An 18,203-nucleotide genomic window follows, 5' to 3' on the forward strand; every position below is an offset into this window, starting at 1 on the left:
TGGTGTCCGCCGTACCTCCGCCAGGGTGCCCCGCTGATGTCCGTCCGCGTCCGAGTCATGCCCGAATCTGTTTACATCCCGGGTTCCCGGGCGTAACCTCGCCTTGAAACCACACGTTCGGGCATGCATCGGAAGTGGCCGGACATCGAGGCGGAGGCATACGGAGATGTACGCACCGGAGCGGCAGCAGGAGATCCTGCGGCTCGCCCGTGACGGCGGCCGGGTCGACGTGCTGTCGCTGGCCGAGGAGTTCCAGGTGACCGCGGAGACCATCCGCCGTGACCTGAAGGCCCTCGACCGCGCCGGCCTCGTCCGCCGGGTGCACGGCGGTGCCATCCCGGCCGGGCGTCTCGACTTCGAGCCGGACCTCGCCGAGCGCGAGACCACCGCCGCCGACGAGAAGGACCGCATCGCCAAGGCCGCCCTCGCCGAACTGCCGGCCGCGGGCACGGTGATCCTCGACGCGGGGACGACGGTCGCCCGCCTGGCCGCCGCCCTCCCGCTGGAGGCCGACCTCACCGTCGTCACCCACTCCCTGCCCATCGCGGCGCGCCTCGCCGACCACCCCGGCCTCCAGCTGCATCTCATCGGGGGGCGCGTGCGGCACCGTACGCGCGCCGCCGTGGACGCCTGGGCGCTGCGCGCGTACGGCGAGATCCGCGCCGACGTGCTGTTCGTCGCCGCCAACGGCTTCTCCGCCGAACACGGCCTGACCACCCCCGACCTCGCCGAGGCCGCCGTCAAGCGCGCCGCGATCGCCGCCGCCCGGCGCGTGGTGCTGCTCGCCGACTCCGCCAAGCACGGCCAGGAGCACTTCGCCCGCTTCGGGGGCCTGGACGACGTGGACCTGTTGATCACCGACAGCGGGCTGAGCCCCGAGGACACCGCCGTCGTCGAGCGCGGCGGCACGGAAGTGGTGCGCGCATGATCCTCACCGTCACCCCCAACCCGTCCCTCGACCGCACCTACGAGGTGCCCTCCCTGGAACGCGGCGAGGTCATCCGGGCCACCGGCGAACGCATGGACCCCGGCGGCAAGGGCGTGAACGTCTCGCGCGCCGTCGCCGCGGCCGGCCGGCGCACCGTCGCGGTCCTGCCCCTGGGAGGCGCGCCCGGCGCGCTCGTCGCGGAACTGCTCGACGCGCAGGGCATCGAGGTCGCGCCGGTCCCGGTCGCCGGCGCCACCCGCTCCAACATCGCGCTTGCCGAGGACAACGGCGTCCTCACGAAGATCAACGCGCCGGGCCCGGAGCTGTCGGCGGCGGAGCAGGAACTGCTCCTGGACACCGTCCGCGCCCAGTCGCGCGACGCCGACTGGATCGCCTGCTGCGGCAGCCTGCCGCGGGGGCTCACCCCCGCCTGGTACGCCGACGTCGTCACGCGGGCGCACGCAGGTGGCGCGCGGATCGCCCTGGACACCTCCGGGCGCGCGCTGCTGGAGGCGCTGCGCGCGCGGCCCGACGTGGTGAAGCCGAACGCCGAGGAACTCGCGGAAGCGGTCGCACGCCCCCTCGCGACCGTGGGTGACGCCCTCAAGGCCGCCGAGGAGGTGCGCGCGATGGGCGCGGGCGCCGTCCTCGCGAGCCTGGGCGCCGACGGCCAGCTCCTGGTGTCCGACGACGGAGCCTGGTTCGGCAGCGCGCGTGTGGCCGCCGTCCGCAGCAACGTCGGCGCCGGCGACGCCTCCCTCGCCGGTTTCCTCATCGCCGGCGGCATCGGGCCCCGCGCCCTCGCCTCCGCCGTCGCCCACGGCGCCGCCGCGGTCCGGCTCCCCGGCAGCGTGATGCCGGGCCCCGCCGACCTGGACCCGACGGCCGTCACGGTCACGGCCGACCTGCCCCTCGACCGTGAACTGACGGAGCCGGTGCCATGACCGCCCTCCCCGCGGCCGGCCCGCCCCGCTCCCCCCACACCACCCCCGTCCCCACCACCGCCCACCCGCTCCCCGGGCGGTACGCGTGCAGAGGAGCCCGCGATGAGCGACATGATCACCGCGGACCTGGTCGACCTCGACCTGTCCGCCGACACCAAGGAAGCGGCGGCCCGTGCCCTCGCCGAGCGCATGGTCGCCCAGGGCCGGGTGACCGACCTGGAGGGCTTCCTCGCCGACGTCGCCGCCCGTGAGGCCCAGATGCCGACCGGCCTCGACGGCGGCATCGGCATCCCGCACTGCCGCAGCAGCCACGTCACCGAGCCGTCCCTCGCCTTCGGCCGCAGCGCCGCCGGCGTCGACTTCGGTGCCGCGGACGGCCCCGCCGACCTCATCTTCCTGATCGCGGCGCCCGCCGGGGCCGACGACGCCCACCTGACGATCCTCTCCTCCCTCGCCCGCCAGCTGATGAACGCCGAGTTCACCGGCGCCCTGCGGACGGCGGACGACGCGGAGACGGCCGCCGCGCTGATCCGGGGGGACGAAGCGCCGTCGGCGGAGGCGGAGAAGGACCCCCAGGGCACCGACAGCACCGAGGGCACCGAAAGCACCGCGAGCACCAAGGGCACCGAGAGCACCGCCGGTCAGGACGCCGGGGGCGCCTCCACAGACACCGCCGCGGCGTCGGCGGCGGCCTCCGCCGACGCCGTGGCGGGCAGCGACACGCCGGCCGCCCCTTCCGCCGGCCCCGACGCCGGGCGTCCCTTCCGTATCGTCGCCGTCACCTCCTGCCCCACCGGCATCGCCCACACCTACATGGCGGCCGAATCGCTGGAGAACGCGGGCCGTGCGGCCGGCGTGGAACTGGTCGTGGAGACGCAGGGCTCGGCCGGCTTCACCCGGCTGGACCCGGCGGTGATCGCGGCGGCCGACGGCGTGATCTTCGCCCACGACGTCCCCGTACGCGACAAGGACCGCTTCGCGGGCAAGCCGACCGTCGACGTGGGCGTGAAGGCGGGCATCAACCGCCCGGACGCACTCATCGCCGAGGCCCGCGAGAAGGCGGCGCGCGGTGAGGTCGTCGGTGCCCCGGCGCACGGGTCGGCCGGCACGCCGGTCGAGCGCGCCGGCGACTCCACCGAGGGATACGGCACCAAGCTCCGCAAGTGGCTGATGTCCGGCGTCAGCTACATGGTGCCGTTCGTCGCGGCGGGCGGTCTCCTCATCGCCCTGGGCTTCGCGATCGGCGGCTACGACATCAAGAACGCGCCCTCGGTCATGGACCACTTCGTGTGGGGCCAGGCGGACAGCTGGGGCGCGCTGTTGTTCCAGATCGGCGGTGTGGCCTTCGGCTTCCTGGTCCCGGTGCTCGCGGGCTACATCGCCTACGGCATGGCGGACCGCCCCGGCCTGGTCCCCGGCTTCGTCGGCGGCATGATCGCCTCGACCATCAACGCCGGTTTCCTGGGCGGCCTGGCGGCCGGTCTCCTCGCCGGCGGCGTGGTGATGGCGATCCAGCGGTTCGACGTGCCGGCGGCGTTGCGCGGCATCATGCCGGTGGTGGTGATCCCGCTGATCTCCACGGCGATCGTCGGCTTCCTGATGTTCGTCGTGATCGGCAAGCCCATCGCGTCGGCCCAGAAGGCCATGACCGACTGGCTGAGCGGTCTCACCGGCACCAACGCCATCCTGCTCGGCGCCCTGCTCGGTCTGATGATGTGCTTCGACCTGGGCGGCCCTGTCAACAAGGTCGCCTACACCTTCGCCACCGCCGGTATCGCCGTCGCCAACCCCAGCGGCTCCGCCATGCAGATCATGGCCGCGGTGATGGCGGCCGGCATGGTCCCGCCGCTGGCGATGGCCCTGGCCACCACCGTGCGCGGCAGCCTGTTCACCAGGACCGAACGCGAGAACGGCAAGGCCGCCTGGGTGCTGGGCGCCTCGTTCATCTCCGAGGGCGCGATCCCGTTCGCGGCGGCCGACCCGCTGCGGGTCATCCCGTCCGCCATGGTGGGTGGCGCGCTCACCGGCGCCCTGTCGATGGCCTTCGGCGCGACGCTGCGCGCCCCGCACGGTGGCATCTTCGTCGTCCCGCTGATCGGCAACCCGTTCCTGTACCTGGTGGCCATCGCGGCCGGCGTCTGTGTCTCCACGGGGCTGGTGGTCCTCCTCAAGGGCATGCGCAAGCAGGCTCCCGAGTCCCCGGCCGGTGACCCCGCCGCGAAGGACGCGGCCATCGAGCCGGAGGGCACCAGGCAGCCGATAGCGGCCTGACCGCCGCACACCACCCGGGCACACCATCCGGGCGCGCCTCCCGACGCATCGCCCGGCGTGCCGGCTCGCACGGCGGCGCCTTGTCCCTTTAGTTCGCTGTGAGTTGTTCACGGCACCTGCGAGATACGTCACGGTCCGGGGCCGAAGTCCCGGACCGTGGTGTGTACTGGAGCGCATGCCCGACCACGCCCCGACCCTCCAGCTGATCGGCGTGGCCGCCCTCGCGGTGGCGGCCGTCGCCTGGACCGTCGTCCTCGTGCGTCTGCTCCGCCTGTTGCGCCGCACCGGCCGCGCGGGCACCGGGCGTGGGCGCAATGTCCGGCGCCCCGCCGCGCGGCTCCCGGCGCTGCCGCGGCAGAACCGGGTCGGACCCCCGCTGGAGGCCGTCGAGCTGACGCCCGCCGAACAGGACGCGTTCGCCGGCCTGGTGCGGCAGCTCGCCGGAGGCTGACCCCGGCGGCTCGCCCCGTCCCGCCGTCAGCCCTGCCGAGCCGCGCGCCTCTCCATGGCCTCGCGGGCCGCGTCCTCCGACATGTACACCTCGCACATGTGCCGTCCGTCGGGGGTCGCCGTGTGCTCGACCTCCCACAGGGACGTCTCGGTGCCGTCCGGCAGCAGGAAGGCGTGCTCGTACAGCGTGTAGTTCAGCCCGGCGCGTCCGGCCCGTCCGGGGCGCCCGAGGGCCTGGGTGATCTCGTGCGCGGTCGCGGTCGCCAGCAGCGCCGCGGTCTTAGCACCGGGCCGGTCGGCGTTCTCCGCGCGGCGCAGGAGCCGGCGCACGTGGTCCGCCGAGTCACCGGAGGCGAACACGTGCCGGGGCTCGGGAACCGCCCACAGCCGCATCAGCGCGGGCAGCTCGAACTCCCGGGTGTCCGGCGGCAGCCCGAGCCGTGCCGTGGCGGTCTGAAGCTCCTCCTCGTCGGCGTACACCTCGTGCTCGGCGGGGCTGCCGGGCATGGGGTTGTGCACCAGCTCCCACAGCGTCACCGCCGCCCCGTCGGCGAGCAGCCAGGTGTGCCGGTACGTCTCCCGGTGCAACCCGGCGCTGTGGTACGCGGAGTGCAGCGAACTGTCGTACGCCAGCGCGCAGTCCAGCCGTCTGATCACCTTGTCCGGCAGCTCGAAGGAGTTCAGGGCACGGCCGAGGAGTCGCTCGAGATGCTCCTCAGGAGACTCGGGCGACTCGGCTGGTTCGTACGCTGCGGTCTCGTACGGAACGCTCAAGGCATCTCCCGGCGTTGCTGCATGTCACCTTGTGGGTGCATACCGTAGCCCCTCGCTCGGACATCATGCCCGGGAACCGGGAAAACGTACGCCCGGAAAACGCGCGGGCCGCGCGAAATGTTCCCGCGCGGCCCGTCGTACCGTCAAAACCCGCCGGTCAGACCGCACTTCCGGCGGTCCAGGCGCTCCATGACATGTTCCAGCCGTTGAGGCCGTTGTCGGGGGCGACCGTGGAGTCGGGGGAGTTCTTGACGATCACCACGTCCCCGACGAGCGTGTTGTCGTAGAACCACTTGGCCGACGTGGCGCCCTGCGCCCCCTGCACGTCCGCGAGCCCCACGCAGCCGTGGCTGGTGCCCTCCCGGCCGAAGGGCGGGTTGCCCCGGTTGTACCAGTAGTTGCCGTGGATGAACGTCCCCGACGACGTCAGCCGCATCGCGTGCGGCACGTCCGCGATGTCGTACTCCCCGCCGAACCCGACCGTCGAGCCGTTCATACGGGTCTGCACGAACTTCTCGGAGACCACCATCTGCCCGTTGTACGTCGTGTGCTGCGCGCTGCCCGCCGAGATCGGCACCGACTTGAGGGTGTGGCCGTCCCGCACCACCGTCATGGTCTGCGTGTGCGCGTCGACCGTGGAGACCTGCGACCGTCCGACCGTGAAGGAGACGTTCTTCTTCTGCACCCCGTAGACGCCCTTGGCGCCCTCGACGCCGTCCAGGTCGACCTTCATGGTGACCTTGGAGCCGGCCTTCCAGTACTCCTGCGGCCGGAAGTCCAGCCGCTGGTTCCCGAACCAGTGCCCGACCACCTGCCGGCCGCTGCTGGAGTTCACCGTGATGTGCGACTGCACGGCCTTCTTGTCCGTGATCGCCTTGTCGAAGGTGAACGACACCGGCATGCCCACACCGACCGTCGTGCCGTCGTCCGGCGTGTAGGTGCCGATGAAGCTGTTCGACGTGCTGACGGTGGTGAAGATGGAGTTCGCCGCCGCCGTGCGGCCCCGCGTGTCCTTCGCGGTCGCCGCTATCTCGTACTTGGTCCCGCGCTCCAGGCGCTCCTTCGGCTTCCAGCTCCCGCCGTCCGTCGATATCGCCCCCGGCACGGTCCGCCCCGACCCGGCCACGGTCATCTTCACGTCGGTCAGCCTGCCGTCGCTGACCTTCACTCCGGTGGCGTTGATGGACGCGCCGGTCGAGCCGTCCTTGGCCGATATCGCTATCTCCGCCGACGACGTCGTGGACGAGCCCTTGCCGCTCCCCTTGCCGTCGTCGTGGCCGTCGTCCGAGCCGCCCCCGCAGGCGGTCAGGGTCAGGGCGCCGACCATGAGGGCGGCACAGGCCCCGAGTACGCGCCGCGCTGCAATGTCCGGCGTTGTCACGGGCTGCTCCAGTTCATGTGATGTGCGTGGTCCGTTCCAGTGCGTGGAGAAAGAGGGAACCGGCGCCGGTCGAGGTTCCCTCCGTCTCCGTCGGAAGGCCATCACGTGACAGAACCGCGACAAACCAGCCCGGCACCGGGACGGCCGGTCCCGCCGGGGCGACCGCAGGTGCCGGTGGACCCCCGTGCCTCACCCCTGCCCGTACAACTCCCCGTACGACGGCCACACCCCGCCCGGCCCGTCGACCGACCCGGCGGCGCGCACCGCCCGTACGATCGCGCGCGTCACCAGGTCGGCGCCGGCGGCCAAGATGTCGTTGAGCGCCAGGGGGTGCGTGCCCAGCTCGCGGACGCCGGTCGCCAGCGCGAACACCGTGTCCCCGTCGTGCAGGAGGTGCACCGGCCGCACCGCGCGCGCGATCCCGTCGTGCGCCGTGCCCGCGAGCTTCTGCGCCTGCGCCTTGGAGAGGTCCGCGTCCGTCGCGACCACCGCCAGCGTCGTGTTGAGCGGCGGTGGCGCGTTCCGGTCGGCGACCGCGTCGAGACGCCGGCACGCCGCCTCGTGCACACGCCGCTCCGGATACCGCACCCGGCCCTGGAACATCTCCCCGTACAGCACGCCCGTGTCGGGGTCCGCGACCGATCCGGCCGCGTTCACGACCACCAGGGCCGCCACGGTGATGCCCGAGCCGAGCACCGTGCTCGTGGTGCCCACCCCGCCCTTGAACCGTCCTGCCACGGCGCCCGTGCCGGCGCCCACGCATCCCTCCGGGACCCGGGCACCGGGCGGACACGCCGCCGCGGCCTCCACCGCCGCGCGCCCGGTCGCCGCGTCCGGACGCGCCCGGAAGTCCCCGCCGCGTCCCAGGTCGAAGACGCACGCGGCGGGCACCACCGGCACGACGTGCGCGGGATCCGTCCCCACCGGCACCCCGCGCCGCCGCTCCTCCAGCCAGGCCATCACCCCGGACGCCGCGTCCAGCCCGTACGCGCTGCCTCCGGTCAGCACGACGGCGTCGACCGTCCGCACCACGTTGCGCGGGTCCAGCGCGTCGGTCTCCTTGGTGCCGGGGCCACCGCCGCGTACGTCCACGGCGGCGACGGCACCGCCCTCGGGTGCGAGGACGACCGTGGTGCCGGTGAGCCAGCCGTCACCGGTGCGGGTCGTGTGCCCGACCCGCAGCCCGGCGACGTCGGTCAGTGCGTCAACTGTCATGGACGCCAGTCTGGCCCAGCGCGACCCGCGAAAGATCCAGTGGGCCACAGCGGTCACGCGGGCGGCGCCGGCAGCGCCCGGCCGGTCCCGAGCAACCGCCCGGCCGGGCCGAGCAGCGGTCCGGTCGGTCCCGACGGCGGGAGCCGTACCCTGGTGGCATGAGCACCGCCCCCGAACCCGCGCCGCGCGACCCGAAGCCCGCCCTGGTCTTCGACGACCCGCTGGAGCAGCAGTCCTCGGACGACACCGACCGCGGTTGGGGCGAGCGCGCGGACGGTGACAGCGCCGCCGACCTGAGGCGCTTCCTCGACGAGAAGCCGCCCCACCACCTCTGAGCCGACCCGGCGGCGCCGCTAGCGCTGGTAGCCGCCGGAGCCGCGTTGCGCGACCAGCGCGTCGCGGATCTCCTTGAGCACCTCCAGCTCGGTCACCTGCACGACCTCCTTCGTGCCCTCCCGCGCCGCCTTGCGGGCCGCCTGGCGCGCGAGGTACTTCGACATGGGCAGCACCATCAGGAAGTAGACGACCGCGGCGGTGATCACGAAGGTGAGCGTGGCCCCGAGGACCGAACCCCACAGGATCGGCACGCCGCTCTTGACCGTGCCGTTGGCGCTGACCTCGCAGGGGTCTTTCAGGCAGGAGCTGTAGTTGTCGAGGTTCTGGGTGCCGATCGCTCCGACCAGAGGGTTGATGATGCCCTTCACCACCGCGTTGACGATGTTGGTGAAGGCCGCGCCGATCACCACCGCCACCGCCAGATCGACGACGTTGCCGCGCATCAGGAATGCCTTGAAGCCGTTCCAGACGCTCGGTTCCTTCTTCGCGCTCACCTCGGGGACTCTCCTCGCGTGCAGAGGGTGTGGAACAAAACGCTCCGCAACCTACGGCACGCTGTGGCCATGGTGTCCAGTTCGGCGGCCGGTCCGAAGTCCTCGGCAGGAGGCCGCCCACCGTCCTCGGCAGGAGGGCGCTCAGCACGCGGACGAGCCGGGTCAGCACAGCGTCACCGCAAGCCGGGCCGTGGGGCTCGCGCCGACCAGCCGTGCCGCCGTGGCCCGCGGCGCCGTCAGTACGACCAGGGCCCCGCTCCCGGCCGTACCGTCCAGCGGTTCCGGCACCTCCCTCACCCGCACGGCGCGGGCGAGCACCCGCGCGCCGCTCCCGGCCGACGGGTCCTGCGCGGCGATGACGTCGACGCGGTCACCGGGCCGCAGGAGCCGCACCGTGGCGGCGTCGGCGATCCGCACCGGTGCCGCCACCATGTCCACCACCGGGTGCGGTCGAACGGGTCGCGCCAGTCGGTGACCGTGGGCGCGGTCGGCGCCGTGCGGTTCCGGCCCCGCCCGGCCCCCGGCGGCCACGAGTGCCGCCGCGGTGACCGCGAGGCCGGCCGCGACCGCCCGCCTGCGGTGCCGCACGAGCCGCTCCAGCCGGTACCGGCCGCCGCGCACGCGCACCGGATCGAACGACGGCACCCCACGGGGCGCCGGGGCGTCCGTGCCGAGCGGACGCGGAGGCCGCAGCGAGGCCGGCGGACCCTGCCTCGCCGGCGGAAGCCGGATGGACGCGGGCGGCGGGTACGGGGTGGGCGCCCATGGCGTGGAGGAATTCGGCGCGCACGGCACGGACCGGACCGGCGGGTACGGCTTGGACGGGACCGGCGGGTACGCGGTGGACGGGGTCGATGGGTACGGGGTGGGCGAGGGCATGGGGTCACCGCCTGCGACGAGGGATTCGGCCTGCCCTGCCACGATGGCGTCTCGCGGCGGATCCCGTCGGAGCCGGTGGATCACCGGCCGACTGTGGACAACTCACTCACCCGAACGGACAGTTCCGCCGAGCCGCCGAGCCGCCGAGCCGCCGAGCCGCCGAGCCGCCGAGCCGCGAGCCGCCGGGCCGCCGGCCGCCGGGCCGGTCACCGTCACGGCAGTTCGAACCCCGGGTCCATCCCCCCGAGCGCGTTCCCGCACAGGCAGTCCCGCGCCCCGGTCTCCGGCAGCGCCGCCACCGCGTCGAACAGGACACCGCGCAACCGGTCGACGTTGGCCGCGAACACCCGCAGCACCTCCTCGTGGGAGACGCCCTCGCCGCTCTCGGCGCCCGCGTCGAGGTCGGTGACCAGGGTCAGCGACGCGTAGCACAGCTCCAGTTCCCGGGCGAGCGCCGCCTCGGGGTGCCCCGTCATGCCCACCACCGACCAGCCCTGCGCCCGGTGCCACAACGATTCCGCACGTGAGGAGAAGCGCGGCCCCTCGACCACCACCAGCGTGCCGCCGTCCACCGCCTCCCAGTCGCGGCCGCGGGCCGCCTTCAGCGCGGCCGCGCGCCCGGTCGGGCAGTACGGGTCGGCCATGGAGACGTGCACGACGTTCGGCACGGTGCCGTCGGGCAGCGGCAGCCCGTCGAAGTACGTCTGCGCCCTGGACTTCGTACGGTCCACGAACTGGTCCGGCACCAGCAGGGTGCCGGGGCCGTACTCGGGGCGCAGGCCGCCCACCGCGCAGGGGGCGAGGACCTGCCGGACACCCACCGAGCGCAGGGCCCACAGGTTGGCGCGGTAGTTGATGCGGTGCGGCGGCAGGTGGTGGCCCCGGCCGTGCCGGGGCAGGAAGGCGACCCGCCGGCCGTCGATCTCGCCGAGGAAGAGGGAGTCGCTGGGCGCCCCGTAGGGGGTGTCGACCCGGACCTCGGTCACGTCGTCGAGGAACGAGTAGAAGCCCGAGCCGCCGATTACACCGATCTCTGCGTTCGCCATGACCAGCACACTAGCGGGCGGCGATCGCGGGGGGCGGCGGGTGCCGGAGAGCGCCGAGGACCCCGCCTTCGTACGACGGCGGGGTCCGGGGTGAGAGGTGTCAGGCGGCGGAGCTGGCGGAGCCGGAGCCCGAGGCGGAGGTGCCCGACGACGAGGTCGTGGACGAGGACGCCTTCGAGTCGGACGACGACGTCGAGGACGAACCCGACGTAGAGCCCGACGACGGCTTGGACGCCGGCGCGCTGCTCGACGAGGAGCCGCGCGAGTCGTTGCGGTAGAAGCCGGAGCCCTTGAAGACGATGCCGACCGCGGAGAACACCTTCTTCAGGCGGCCCTTGCAGTTGGGGCACTCGGTCAGAGCGTCATCCGTGAACTTCTGCACCGCCTCGAGGCCCTCGCCGCACTCGGTGCACTGGTACTGGTAGGTCGGCACTGTCTTCCTCCTGGCACTCTCACTCATTGAGTGCTAACGACGGTCCATAGTGACGCATTCCCGGGGATCAGTCCACCGTGACCGGCACGCGGTGACCGACGCCACGCGCGACCGTGCGGTTGCGGGGCCGCACCACCAGCCGCGAACGCAGCGCCAGCAGGGTGAGCAGCGCGAGCACGGTGCCGCCCATCGGGACCAGGAATCCCGCGCCGTCCCACAGCCGGTCCTCCAGCTGTCCGGCGACCGTCACGGCGGCTGCCTGGCCGAGCGCGACCGCACCGGTCAGCCAGGTGAAGGCCTCCGTGCGGGCACCGGCCGGGACCAGGCCCTCGACCAGCGTGTAGCCCGTGATCAGCGCGGGCGCGATGCACATGCCGACCAGCAGGCCGAGCGCGGCGAGCAGCAGTACCGAGTGTGCCGTCCACAGGGCGGACGCGGCCAGCGCGAGCGCGGTGTAACCGACGACCAGGCGCCTGTGGGGGGCCACCTTCCAGGCGATCGCGCCGCAGACGATGCCGGACAGCATGTTGCCGGCGGCGAAGGTGCCGTAGAGGACGCCGTTCAGCCCGGGCTCGCCGATCGACTCGGTGAACGCCGCGAGCGACACCTGCATGCCGCCGAAGACCGAGCCGATGCCGAGGAAGGTCACCACCAGCACCCGCACGCCGGGGACGCGCAGGGCGGAGGCGTGCCGTTCGTGCGCGTGCCCGTCGTCGCCGGTCACCGGCGGCTGGGTGCTCTTGCTCGCGGCGAACAGCAGGCCGCCGACGAGGGTCAGCGCGGCCTCGGTGACCAGGCCCGCCGCCGGTGCCACGGCGGTGCACAGCGCGGTCGCCAGCAGGGGGCCGAAGACGAAGGTCAGCTCGTCGGTGACCGACTCGAACGCCGCGGCGGTGGTCATCAGGGGCGAGCCCTGGAGCTTGACGCCCCAGCGGGCCCGCACCATCGGGCCGACCTGCGGCACCGAGGCGCCCGTCGGGACGGCCGCGAGGAACAGGGCCCACAGCGGCGCGTGCCCGAGGGCGAGCGCCGTCAGCGTCAGGCCGGCGACGGTGTGCACCAGGACGCCGGGGACCAGTACGGCGCGCTGCCCGTGGCGGTCGGCCAGCCGGCCGCTGTAGGGCGCGAACAGGGCCATGGAGACGCCGGTGGCGGCCGCGACGGCGCCCGCCGCGCCGTACGAGCCGGTGGTGTGCTGCACGAGCAGCACGATGGAGATGGTGAGCATCGCGAACGGCTGACGCGCCGCGAAGCCGGGGGCCAGGAACGTCCAGGCGCCGCGGGTGCGCAGCAGCTGTCCGTATCCCGGGCGGGACGACGCCTGCGGGGTCTCCGCCGGCTCGTTGGTGACCGTGGACGCCACGGCCCGTGCCTTTCTTCCGCCTGGTAGCGCGCCCGTGCGGGGGCGCCGAGAGCTGTCCTCTTGCGCGGAACTGCGGTAGATACCGGGGCCTCAGCGAAAGGGCGTTTCCGGCCGCCATACGGTCGCGCCAGCTCTGCATCAGGCAGAGTTGGTTCGATCTAGTGCGCCTTTATCCTACAGGGATCACGCCGGTGCGCCCCTGTGAAGATGAGCACCGCCGGGCGTGTCCGCCTGCGATCCGCGCCGGTGTGAGGCCTGGGGAACACGGCCGTGACGCGCGGCGGCGCCGCCCACGCGTCACGGCTTCCTCACCGTCCGCCGTCCGCCCCGCCGGTGCCCAGCCAGCTGGCCAGCTTGCCGCCGCGGGCGACCGCGCGCAGCCGGCGTTCCGCCGCGTCGCGGACCGGGTCGGTGGCGACGACCAGCAGTTCGTCGCCCCGTCTCAGCACCGTCGTGGGCAGCGGCACGAACGACTCGTCCGCGCGGACCACCAGCGTGACCGCGGCACCGGCCGGCAGCCGCAGCTCGTTGACCTCCACGCCGTGCATCCGCGAGCCCGCGGGGATGGAGACGGACAGCAGGTGCCCGCGCAGCCGCTCCAGCGGAGCCGACTCGATGCCGAGGTCGGACGCCTCGCCCTGCTCGCCCAGGCGCAGGGTGCGCGCCAGCCACGGCAGGGTCGGTCCCTGGACGAGGGTGTAGACGACGACCAGCACGAAGACGATGTTGAAGATGCGGCGGCTGCCGGTGACCCCGTTCACCATGGGGATGGTCGCCAGGATGATGGGCACGGCGCCGCGCAGTCCGGCCCACGACATCAGTACCTGCTCCTGCCACGGCACCCGGAACGGGGCGAGGCTGGCCACCACGCTCAGCGGCCGGGCCACCATGGTCAGGGCCAGCCCGATGACCAGCGCCGGCCAGACGTCGTCGCCCAGCTCGTGCGGGGTGACCAGCAGGCCGAGCACGACGAACATGCCGATCTGGGCGATCCAGCCGAGCCCCTCGGCGAAGCCCCGGGTGGCGGGCCAGTGGGGGAGCTTGGCGTTGCCGAGCACCATGGAGGCCAGGTAGACGGCGAGGAAGCCACTGCCGTGCGCCAGGGCGCCGGCGGCGTACGCGGTGACGGCGATCGCCAGCACGGCGATCGGGTAGAGGCCGGAGGCGGGCAGGGCCACGTGCTTGAGTCCCCAGGAGCCGAACCAGCCGACCGCGAGCCCCAGGGCCGCGCCGATGGCCAGCTCCAGGACGATCTCGGCCAGCAGCACGTACCAGTGGTCGACCGGGCCGGCGGTGGAGAAGGCGACGACCAGGATGACCACCGGGGCGTCGTTGAAGCCGGACTCCGCCTCCAGCGTGCCGGTCACGCGCGCGGGGAGCGGGATGCGCCGCAGCACCGAGAAGACCGCCGCCGCGTCCGTCGACGACACCACCGCTCCGATGATGAGCGCCTGCCGCCATTCCAGCCCGACCAGGTAGTGCGCGCCCGCCGCGGTGACCCCCACGCTGATCGCGACCCCGACCGTGGCCAGGACGGAGGCGGACGGGAGGACGGGCCGGACCTCCTTCCACTTCGTGCCCAGGCCGCCCTCGGCGAGGATCACGACCAGGGCCGCGTACCCCATGACCTGGGTGACCTCGGCGCTGTTGAAGTGGATGTCGCCGATGCCGTCCTGGCCCATGAGGACGCCGATGCCCAGGTAGACGAGCAGGCTGGGGAGCCCGCTGCGCGACGAGATCCGGACAGCCGCGACGGCGACCAGCAGGACGACGGAGCAGACGAGCAGGAGCTGGTTGAGGTGGTGAACAGTCAGCGGGCGTTCCTCCTCCGGAATGGCCGGTTACTTCGTTACCTTACCTAACTCTTGACGCTTTCTTGACGTTTCGCAGGGCAAGATCGAACGCTCGTGCAGGCTGGTTCCCCACTCCGCGTCAAGCGGCGCGGGACCCTGCGCCTATGGTTGCTCCAGCGCTCATTCAAAGTCACAGCCCGACCTGCCGCTCGCGTTAGGACAGCAAGGACAGCGATGCCCCCCAACACCACCGCCACAACGGGTGACAAGCCCGCCAAGTCCGGCAGGAAGAAGGGGCGCAAAGCCCGACTCGTCGTGCTCGTGCTGGTTCTGGCCCTCATCGGAGGCATCGCCTACGGGGCGTACTGGACGATCAGCACCGTCCGCGCCTCCTTCCCGCAGACCACCGGTTCCATAAGGCTCGACGGCCTGTCCGGGCCGGTCGACGTCAAGCGGGACGGCAACGGCATCCCGCAGGTCTACGCCTCCTCCGACGAGGACCTGTTCATGGCGCAGGGCTACGTCCAGGCGCAGGACCGGTTCTACGAGATGGATGTGCGCCGGCACATGACCGCCGGCCGCCTGTCGGAGATGTTCGGCAAGGGCCAGGTCAAGAACGACGAGTTCCTGCGCACCCTCGGCTGGCACCGGATCGCCCAGCGGGAGTACGACACGAAGCTGTCGCCCGCCACGAAGAAGTACCTGCGGGCCTACGCCGAGGGAGTCAACGCCTACCTGAAGGGCAAGGACGGCGCGGACCTCTCCCTGGAGTACGCGGCCCTGGGCCTGACCAACGACTACAAGCCGGAGAAGTGGACCCCGGTCGACTCCGTGGCCTGGCTGAAGGCCATGGCGTGGGACCTGCGCGGCAACATGCAGGACGAGATCGACCGCGCCCTGATGACCAGCCGCCTCGGCCCGCAGCAGATCCAGGACCTCTACCCGCAGTACCCGTACGGCCGGCACAAGCCGATCGTGCAGGAGGGCCAGTACGACGAGCTGGGCAAGAGCTTCCGGCAGAGCGGCGGCACGGGCACCTCGGGCACGACTGGCACGACTGGCACCACCGGCGGCACGGGCACGACCGGGACGAGCGGCACGACCGGGACGACGGGCACCACGGGTACGACGGGAACCACCGGCACCACGGGTACGACGGGAACCACGGGCACCACCGGCACCACGGGCACCACCGGCACCACCACCGGCACCACCGGCGGCACCACCGCCGGCGCGAGCGGTTCCGGCCTCACGAGCCAGCTCGGCGGCCTCTACAACGTCCTGGACGACGTCCCCACGGCCGTCGGCGTGAACGGCCAGGGCATCGGCTCGAACTCCTGGGTCGTCTCCGGGAAGTACACCGTCAGCAAGAAGCCGCTCCTCGCCAACGACCCGCACCTGTCGGCGTCCCTGCCCTCGGTCTGGTACCAGATGGGCCTGCACTGCCGGACCGTGTCCGCCAAGTGCGGTTACGACGTCGCCGGCTACACGTTCGCCGGCATGCCCGGTGTGGTCATCGGCCACAACGCGAAGATCGCCTGGGGCCTGACCAACTCCGGTGTCGACGTCACCGACCTGTATCTGGAGAAGGTCACCGCCAACGGTTACCTGTACGACGGCAAGGTACGGCCCTTCAAGACCCGCGAGGAGACCATCGAGGTCGCCGGCGGCGAGTCCAAGAAGATCGTCGTCCGGCAGACCCAGGACGGCATGCCGCTGCTGTCCGACCGGGACGACGAACTCGTCCAGGTCGGCCGGAAGGCCGCCGTCGACACCGCCGCCCCCGACCGCGGCGACGGCTACGGCATCGCTCTGAGGTGGACCGCGCTCGACGCGGGCACCACCATGGACGCGGTGTTCGCCCTCGACCGGGCCTCGGACTTCACCGAGTTCCGCTCGGCGGCGGCCCTGTTCGACGTGCCCTCGCAGAACCTGGTCTACGCCGACACGGACGACCACATCGGCTACACGCTGCCCGGCAAGATCCCCACGCGCTCCGCCGCGGACGACGGTTCCGTCCCGGCGCCGGGCTGGGAGTCGAAGTACCGCTGGACCGGCTTCATCAAGCAGGACGAGCTGCCCTACGAGTACGACCCGGCGCGCGGCTACATCGTCACCGCCAACCAGGCCGTCGTCGGCAAGGACGCGTACCCGTACACGCTCACCACCGATTGGGGCTACGGCGCCCGCAGCCAGCGCATCACCGACCTGATCGAGTCCAAGATCAAGGACGGCGGCAAGATCTCCACCGAGGACATGCGGCAGATGCAGCTGGACAACAGCAGCGAGATCGCCAAGCTCCTGGTGCCCAAGCTGCTGAAGATCGACCTGGACGACCCGGACGTCCGCGAGGCCCAGAAGCTGCTGGAGGGCTGGGACTACACCCAGGACGCCGACTCCGCCGCGGCCGCCTACTTCAACTCGGTGTGGCGCAACATCCTCAAGCTGGCCTTCGGCAACAAGCTTCCCAAGGAGCTGCGCGTCAAGGGACAGTGCCTGTGGGTCGACAAGATCGACAGCACCGGCCCGGTGGACGACGACACCAAGGTCCGCGAGTGCGGCGAGCGCGACGCCGACCAGGCCCAGCCGGACGGCGGCGACCGCTGGTTCGAGGTCGTGCGCACCCTGATGGACAAGCCGCACAGCGACTGGTGGAAGACGCCCAAGTCGGGCACCCGGCCGAGCGCCTCCGACCGCGACCAGCTGTTCGCCCGCGCGATGATCGACGCCCGCTGGGAGCTGACCGCCAAGCTGGGCAAGGACATCGACACCTGGAGCTGGGGCCGGCTGCACCGCCTGTTCCTGAAGAACCAGACGCTGGGCACCGAGGGCCCCGACGTCGTCCAGTACCTCCTGAACCGCGGCCCCTGGAAGCTCAGCGGCGGCGAGGCGGCGGTCAACGCGTCCGGCTGGAACGCCGCCGGCGGCTACAACGTCGTGTGGGTGCCGTCCATGCGGATGGTGGTCAACCTCGCCGACCTCGACAAGTCCAGGTGGATCAACCTGACGGGCGCCTCCGGGCACGCCTTCAGCGCGCACTACACGGACCAGACGGGCCTGTGGGCCAAGGGCGAGCTGCTGCCCTGGTCGTTCTCGGACAAGGCGGTCGGCAGGAGCACGAGCGACACCCTCGTCCTCAAGCCGTGAGCCACTGACGGCGCACCATCCGTGAGAAGGCCCTCCACGCGCGCGTGGAGGGCCTTCTCACGCGTCCCCGGCCCAGTGGAAGCCCGGGCGCCGGTCAGGCGGGCCCGAAACGGTGCACGCCGCCCGGCGTCACCGCCGCGTGCACCGGTCTGTCGTGCGCCTCGGCCGGCACCCGCCCGACCACCTCCGCGTCGTACAGCAGCACCACCAGCCGGGGGCGCGCGCCCGCCCGCTCCAGCCGGGCCAGCACCCGGTCGTAGGAGCCTCCGCCGCGCCCCAGGCGCATCCCGCGCCCGTCCACCGCGAGCCCCGGCAGCAGGACGACGTCCGCGCCCGTCACGGCGCCCGGGCCGAGCCGCGCGCCGGACGGCTCGGCCAGCGTCATCCTGCCGCCGTGCCGGACCCGCGCCAGGGACTCCGGGCCGGTGTACTCGCCCCAGTCCAGGTCGTTGTCGGGCAGCAGCACGGGCAGCAGCACCCGCACCCCCCGGGCGCGCAGCGCGTCCAGCAGCGCCGACGTGCCCGGTTCGCCGCCCATGGAGACGTACGCCGCCACCGTGCGCCCGCCCGCCAGCTCGGGCAGCTCCAGCGCCCGTTCGGCCAGCGCGCGGCCCGCCTCCCGGACGTCGTTCGCAGTCAACCTGTTCCTCACCGCGAGGATCCCTCGCCGCAAGGTGCCCTTGTCAGGCTCGTCCGTACGTCCACCGTGTTCCACCGGTCGTCCTCGCACCGTTCTCTTAATGCAGGCG

General features: G+C 72.6%; 16 protein-coding genes. 6 read left to right on the forward strand and 10 right to left on the reverse strand.

Annotated features, from left to right (window positions below):
- Positions 1-166: 166 nt before the first annotated feature.
- The 4 genes from ACIQVT_RS15420 to ACIQVT_RS15435 all read left to right on the forward strand — a co-directional run bounded on the left by ACIQVT_RS15420 (position 167) and on the right by ACIQVT_RS15435 (position 4,594).
- Complete coding sequence (locus ACIQVT_RS15420; protein WP_403752484.1) at positions 167-928, forward strand: DeoR/GlpR family DNA-binding transcription regulator; 762 nt, start codon at positions 167-169, stop codon at positions 926-928.
- On the forward strand, positions 925-1,872 hold the full coding sequence (pfkB, locus tag ACIQVT_RS15425; protein ID WP_403752487.1) for a 1-phosphofructokinase: 948 nt from the start codon (positions 925-927) through the stop codon (positions 1,870-1,872). The genes ACIQVT_RS15420 and pfkB overlap by 4 nt, the downstream gene beginning before the upstream one ends.
- Positions 1,873-1,974: 102 nt before the next feature.
- A complete protein-coding gene (locus ACIQVT_RS15430) occupies positions 1,975-4,143 on the forward strand; it encodes a fructose-specific PTS transporter subunit EIIC (RefSeq protein WP_403752490.1) in 2,169 nt (722 codons plus the stop codon).
- Between the two features lie 175 nt (positions 4,144-4,318).
- Positions 4,319-4,594 (forward strand): hypothetical protein, encoded by a 276-nt coding sequence (locus ACIQVT_RS15435; RefSeq protein ID WP_403752493.1) that lies wholly within the window; start codon positions 4,319-4,321, stop codon positions 4,592-4,594.
- A 26-nt stretch (positions 4,595-4,620) separates the two neighbouring features.
- Here ACIQVT_RS15435 and ACIQVT_RS15440 read toward each other — a convergent pair whose 3' ends face one another.
- The 3 genes from ACIQVT_RS15440 to ACIQVT_RS15450 all read right to left on the reverse strand — a co-directional run bounded on the left by ACIQVT_RS15440 (position 4,621) and on the right by ACIQVT_RS15450 (position 7,963).
- The gene (locus ACIQVT_RS15440; RefSeq protein ID WP_403752496.1) at positions 4,621-5,367 is read right to left on the reverse strand and encodes a DUF6227 family protein; all 747 of its coding nucleotides are present in this window, start codon (positions 5,365-5,367) and stop codon (positions 4,621-4,623) included.
- Positions 5,368-5,524: 157 nt separating this feature from the next.
- A complete protein-coding gene (locus ACIQVT_RS15445) occupies positions 5,525-6,748 on the reverse strand; it encodes an Ig-like domain-containing protein (RefSeq protein WP_403752499.1) in 1,224 nt (407 codons plus the stop codon).
- A 189-nt stretch (positions 6,749-6,937) separates the two neighbouring features.
- Entirely contained in the window at positions 6,938-7,963 is a 1,026-nt protein-coding gene (locus ACIQVT_RS15450; RefSeq protein WP_403752502.1) for a P1 family peptidase, read from the reverse strand.
- A 158-nt stretch (positions 7,964-8,121) separates the two neighbouring features.
- Here ACIQVT_RS15450 and ACIQVT_RS15455 point away from each other — a divergent pair, with 158 nt between their 5' ends.
- Positions 8,122-8,298: a hypothetical protein gene (locus ACIQVT_RS15455; RefSeq protein WP_403752505.1), complete on the forward strand. Its 177-nt coding sequence runs from the start codon at positions 8,122-8,124 to the stop codon at positions 8,296-8,298.
- 18 nt (positions 8,299-8,316) lie between these two features.
- Here the strand turns inward: ACIQVT_RS15455 and mscL are convergent, their stop codons facing one another.
- From mscL to ACIQVT_RS15485, 6 genes are all read right to left on the reverse strand, one after another.
- On the reverse strand, positions 8,317-8,793 hold the full coding sequence (gene mscL, locus ACIQVT_RS15460) for a large conductance mechanosensitive channel protein MscL (RefSeq protein WP_403752508.1): 477 nt from the start codon (positions 8,791-8,793) through the stop codon (positions 8,317-8,319).
- Positions 8,794-8,955: 162 nt separating this feature from the next.
- Entirely contained in the window at positions 8,956-9,414 is a 459-nt protein-coding gene (locus ACIQVT_RS15465) for a hypothetical protein (RefSeq protein ID WP_403752511.1), read from the reverse strand.
- A gap of 470 nt (positions 9,415-9,884) precedes the next feature.
- Positions 9,885-10,718, reverse strand: coding sequence for an S-methyl-5'-thioadenosine phosphorylase (locus ACIQVT_RS15470; protein ID WP_403752514.1), 834 nt, complete (start codon positions 10,716-10,718; stop codon positions 9,885-9,887).
- A gap of 100 nt (positions 10,719-10,818) precedes the next feature.
- Entirely contained in the window at positions 10,819-11,151 is a 333-nt protein-coding gene (locus tag ACIQVT_RS15475) for an FmdB family zinc ribbon protein (protein WP_403752517.1), read from the reverse strand.
- 67 nt (positions 11,152-11,218) lie between these two features.
- Positions 11,219-12,514, reverse strand: a complete 1,296-nt coding sequence (locus ACIQVT_RS15480; protein WP_403752521.1) for an MFS transporter — start codon at positions 12,512-12,514, stop codon at positions 11,219-11,221.
- A gap of 308 nt (positions 12,515-12,822) precedes the next feature.
- Entirely contained in the window at positions 12,823-14,349 is a 1,527-nt protein-coding gene (locus ACIQVT_RS15485) for a potassium/proton antiporter (protein ID WP_403752995.1), read from the reverse strand.
- Between the two features lie 192 nt (positions 14,350-14,541).
- On the opposite strand from ACIQVT_RS15485, the gene ACIQVT_RS15490 reads away from it, so the two are divergent.
- On the forward strand, positions 14,542-17,454 hold the full coding sequence (locus ACIQVT_RS15490; RefSeq protein ID WP_403752524.1) for a penicillin acylase family protein: 2,913 nt from the start codon (positions 14,542-14,544) through the stop codon (positions 17,452-17,454).
- Between the two features lie 94 nt (positions 17,455-17,548).
- Here the strand turns inward: ACIQVT_RS15490 and ACIQVT_RS15495 are convergent, their stop codons facing one another.
- On the reverse strand, positions 17,549-18,169 hold the full coding sequence (locus ACIQVT_RS15495) for a 5-formyltetrahydrofolate cyclo-ligase (RefSeq protein ID WP_403752527.1): 621 nt from the start codon (positions 18,167-18,169) through the stop codon (positions 17,549-17,551).
- Positions 18,170-18,203 lie beyond the last annotated feature (34 nt).

This window comes from Streptomyces sp. NPDC100445, assembly GCF_044759735.1.
GTDB lineage: Bacteria > Actinomycetota > Actinomycetes > Streptomycetales > Streptomycetaceae > Streptomyces.

Excerpts from the sequence above, each read along its gene's own strand:
- ACIQVT_RS15420 (WP_403752484.1), top strand. The coding sequence starts at position 167 with ATGTACGCACCGGAGCGGCAGCAGGAGATCCTGCGGCTCGCCCGTGAC.
- pfkB (WP_403752487.1), top strand. The coding sequence starts at position 925 with ATGATCCTCACCGTCACCCCCAACCCGTCCCTCGACCGCACCTACGAG.
- ACIQVT_RS15430 (WP_403752490.1), top strand. The coding sequence starts at position 1,975 with ATGAGCGACATGATCACCGCGGACCTGGTCGACCTCGACCTGTCCGCC.
- ACIQVT_RS15435 (WP_403752493.1), top strand. The coding sequence starts at position 4,319 with ATGCCCGACCACGCCCCGACCCTCCAGCTGATCGGCGTGGCCGCCCTC.
- ACIQVT_RS15450 (WP_403752502.1), bottom strand. The coding sequence starts at position 7,963 with ATGACAGTTGACGCACTGACCGACGTCGCCGGGCTGCGGGTCGGGCAC.
- ACIQVT_RS15455 (WP_403752505.1), top strand. The coding sequence starts at position 8,122 with ATGAGCACCGCCCCCGAACCCGCGCCGCGCGACCCGAAGCCCGCCCTG.
- ACIQVT_RS15470 (WP_403752514.1), bottom strand. The coding sequence starts at position 10,718 with ATGGCGAACGCAGAGATCGGTGTAATCGGCGGCTCGGGCTTCTACTCG.
- ACIQVT_RS15490 (WP_403752524.1), top strand. The coding sequence starts at position 14,542 with ATGCCCCCCAACACCACCGCCACAACGGGTGACAAGCCCGCCAAGTCC.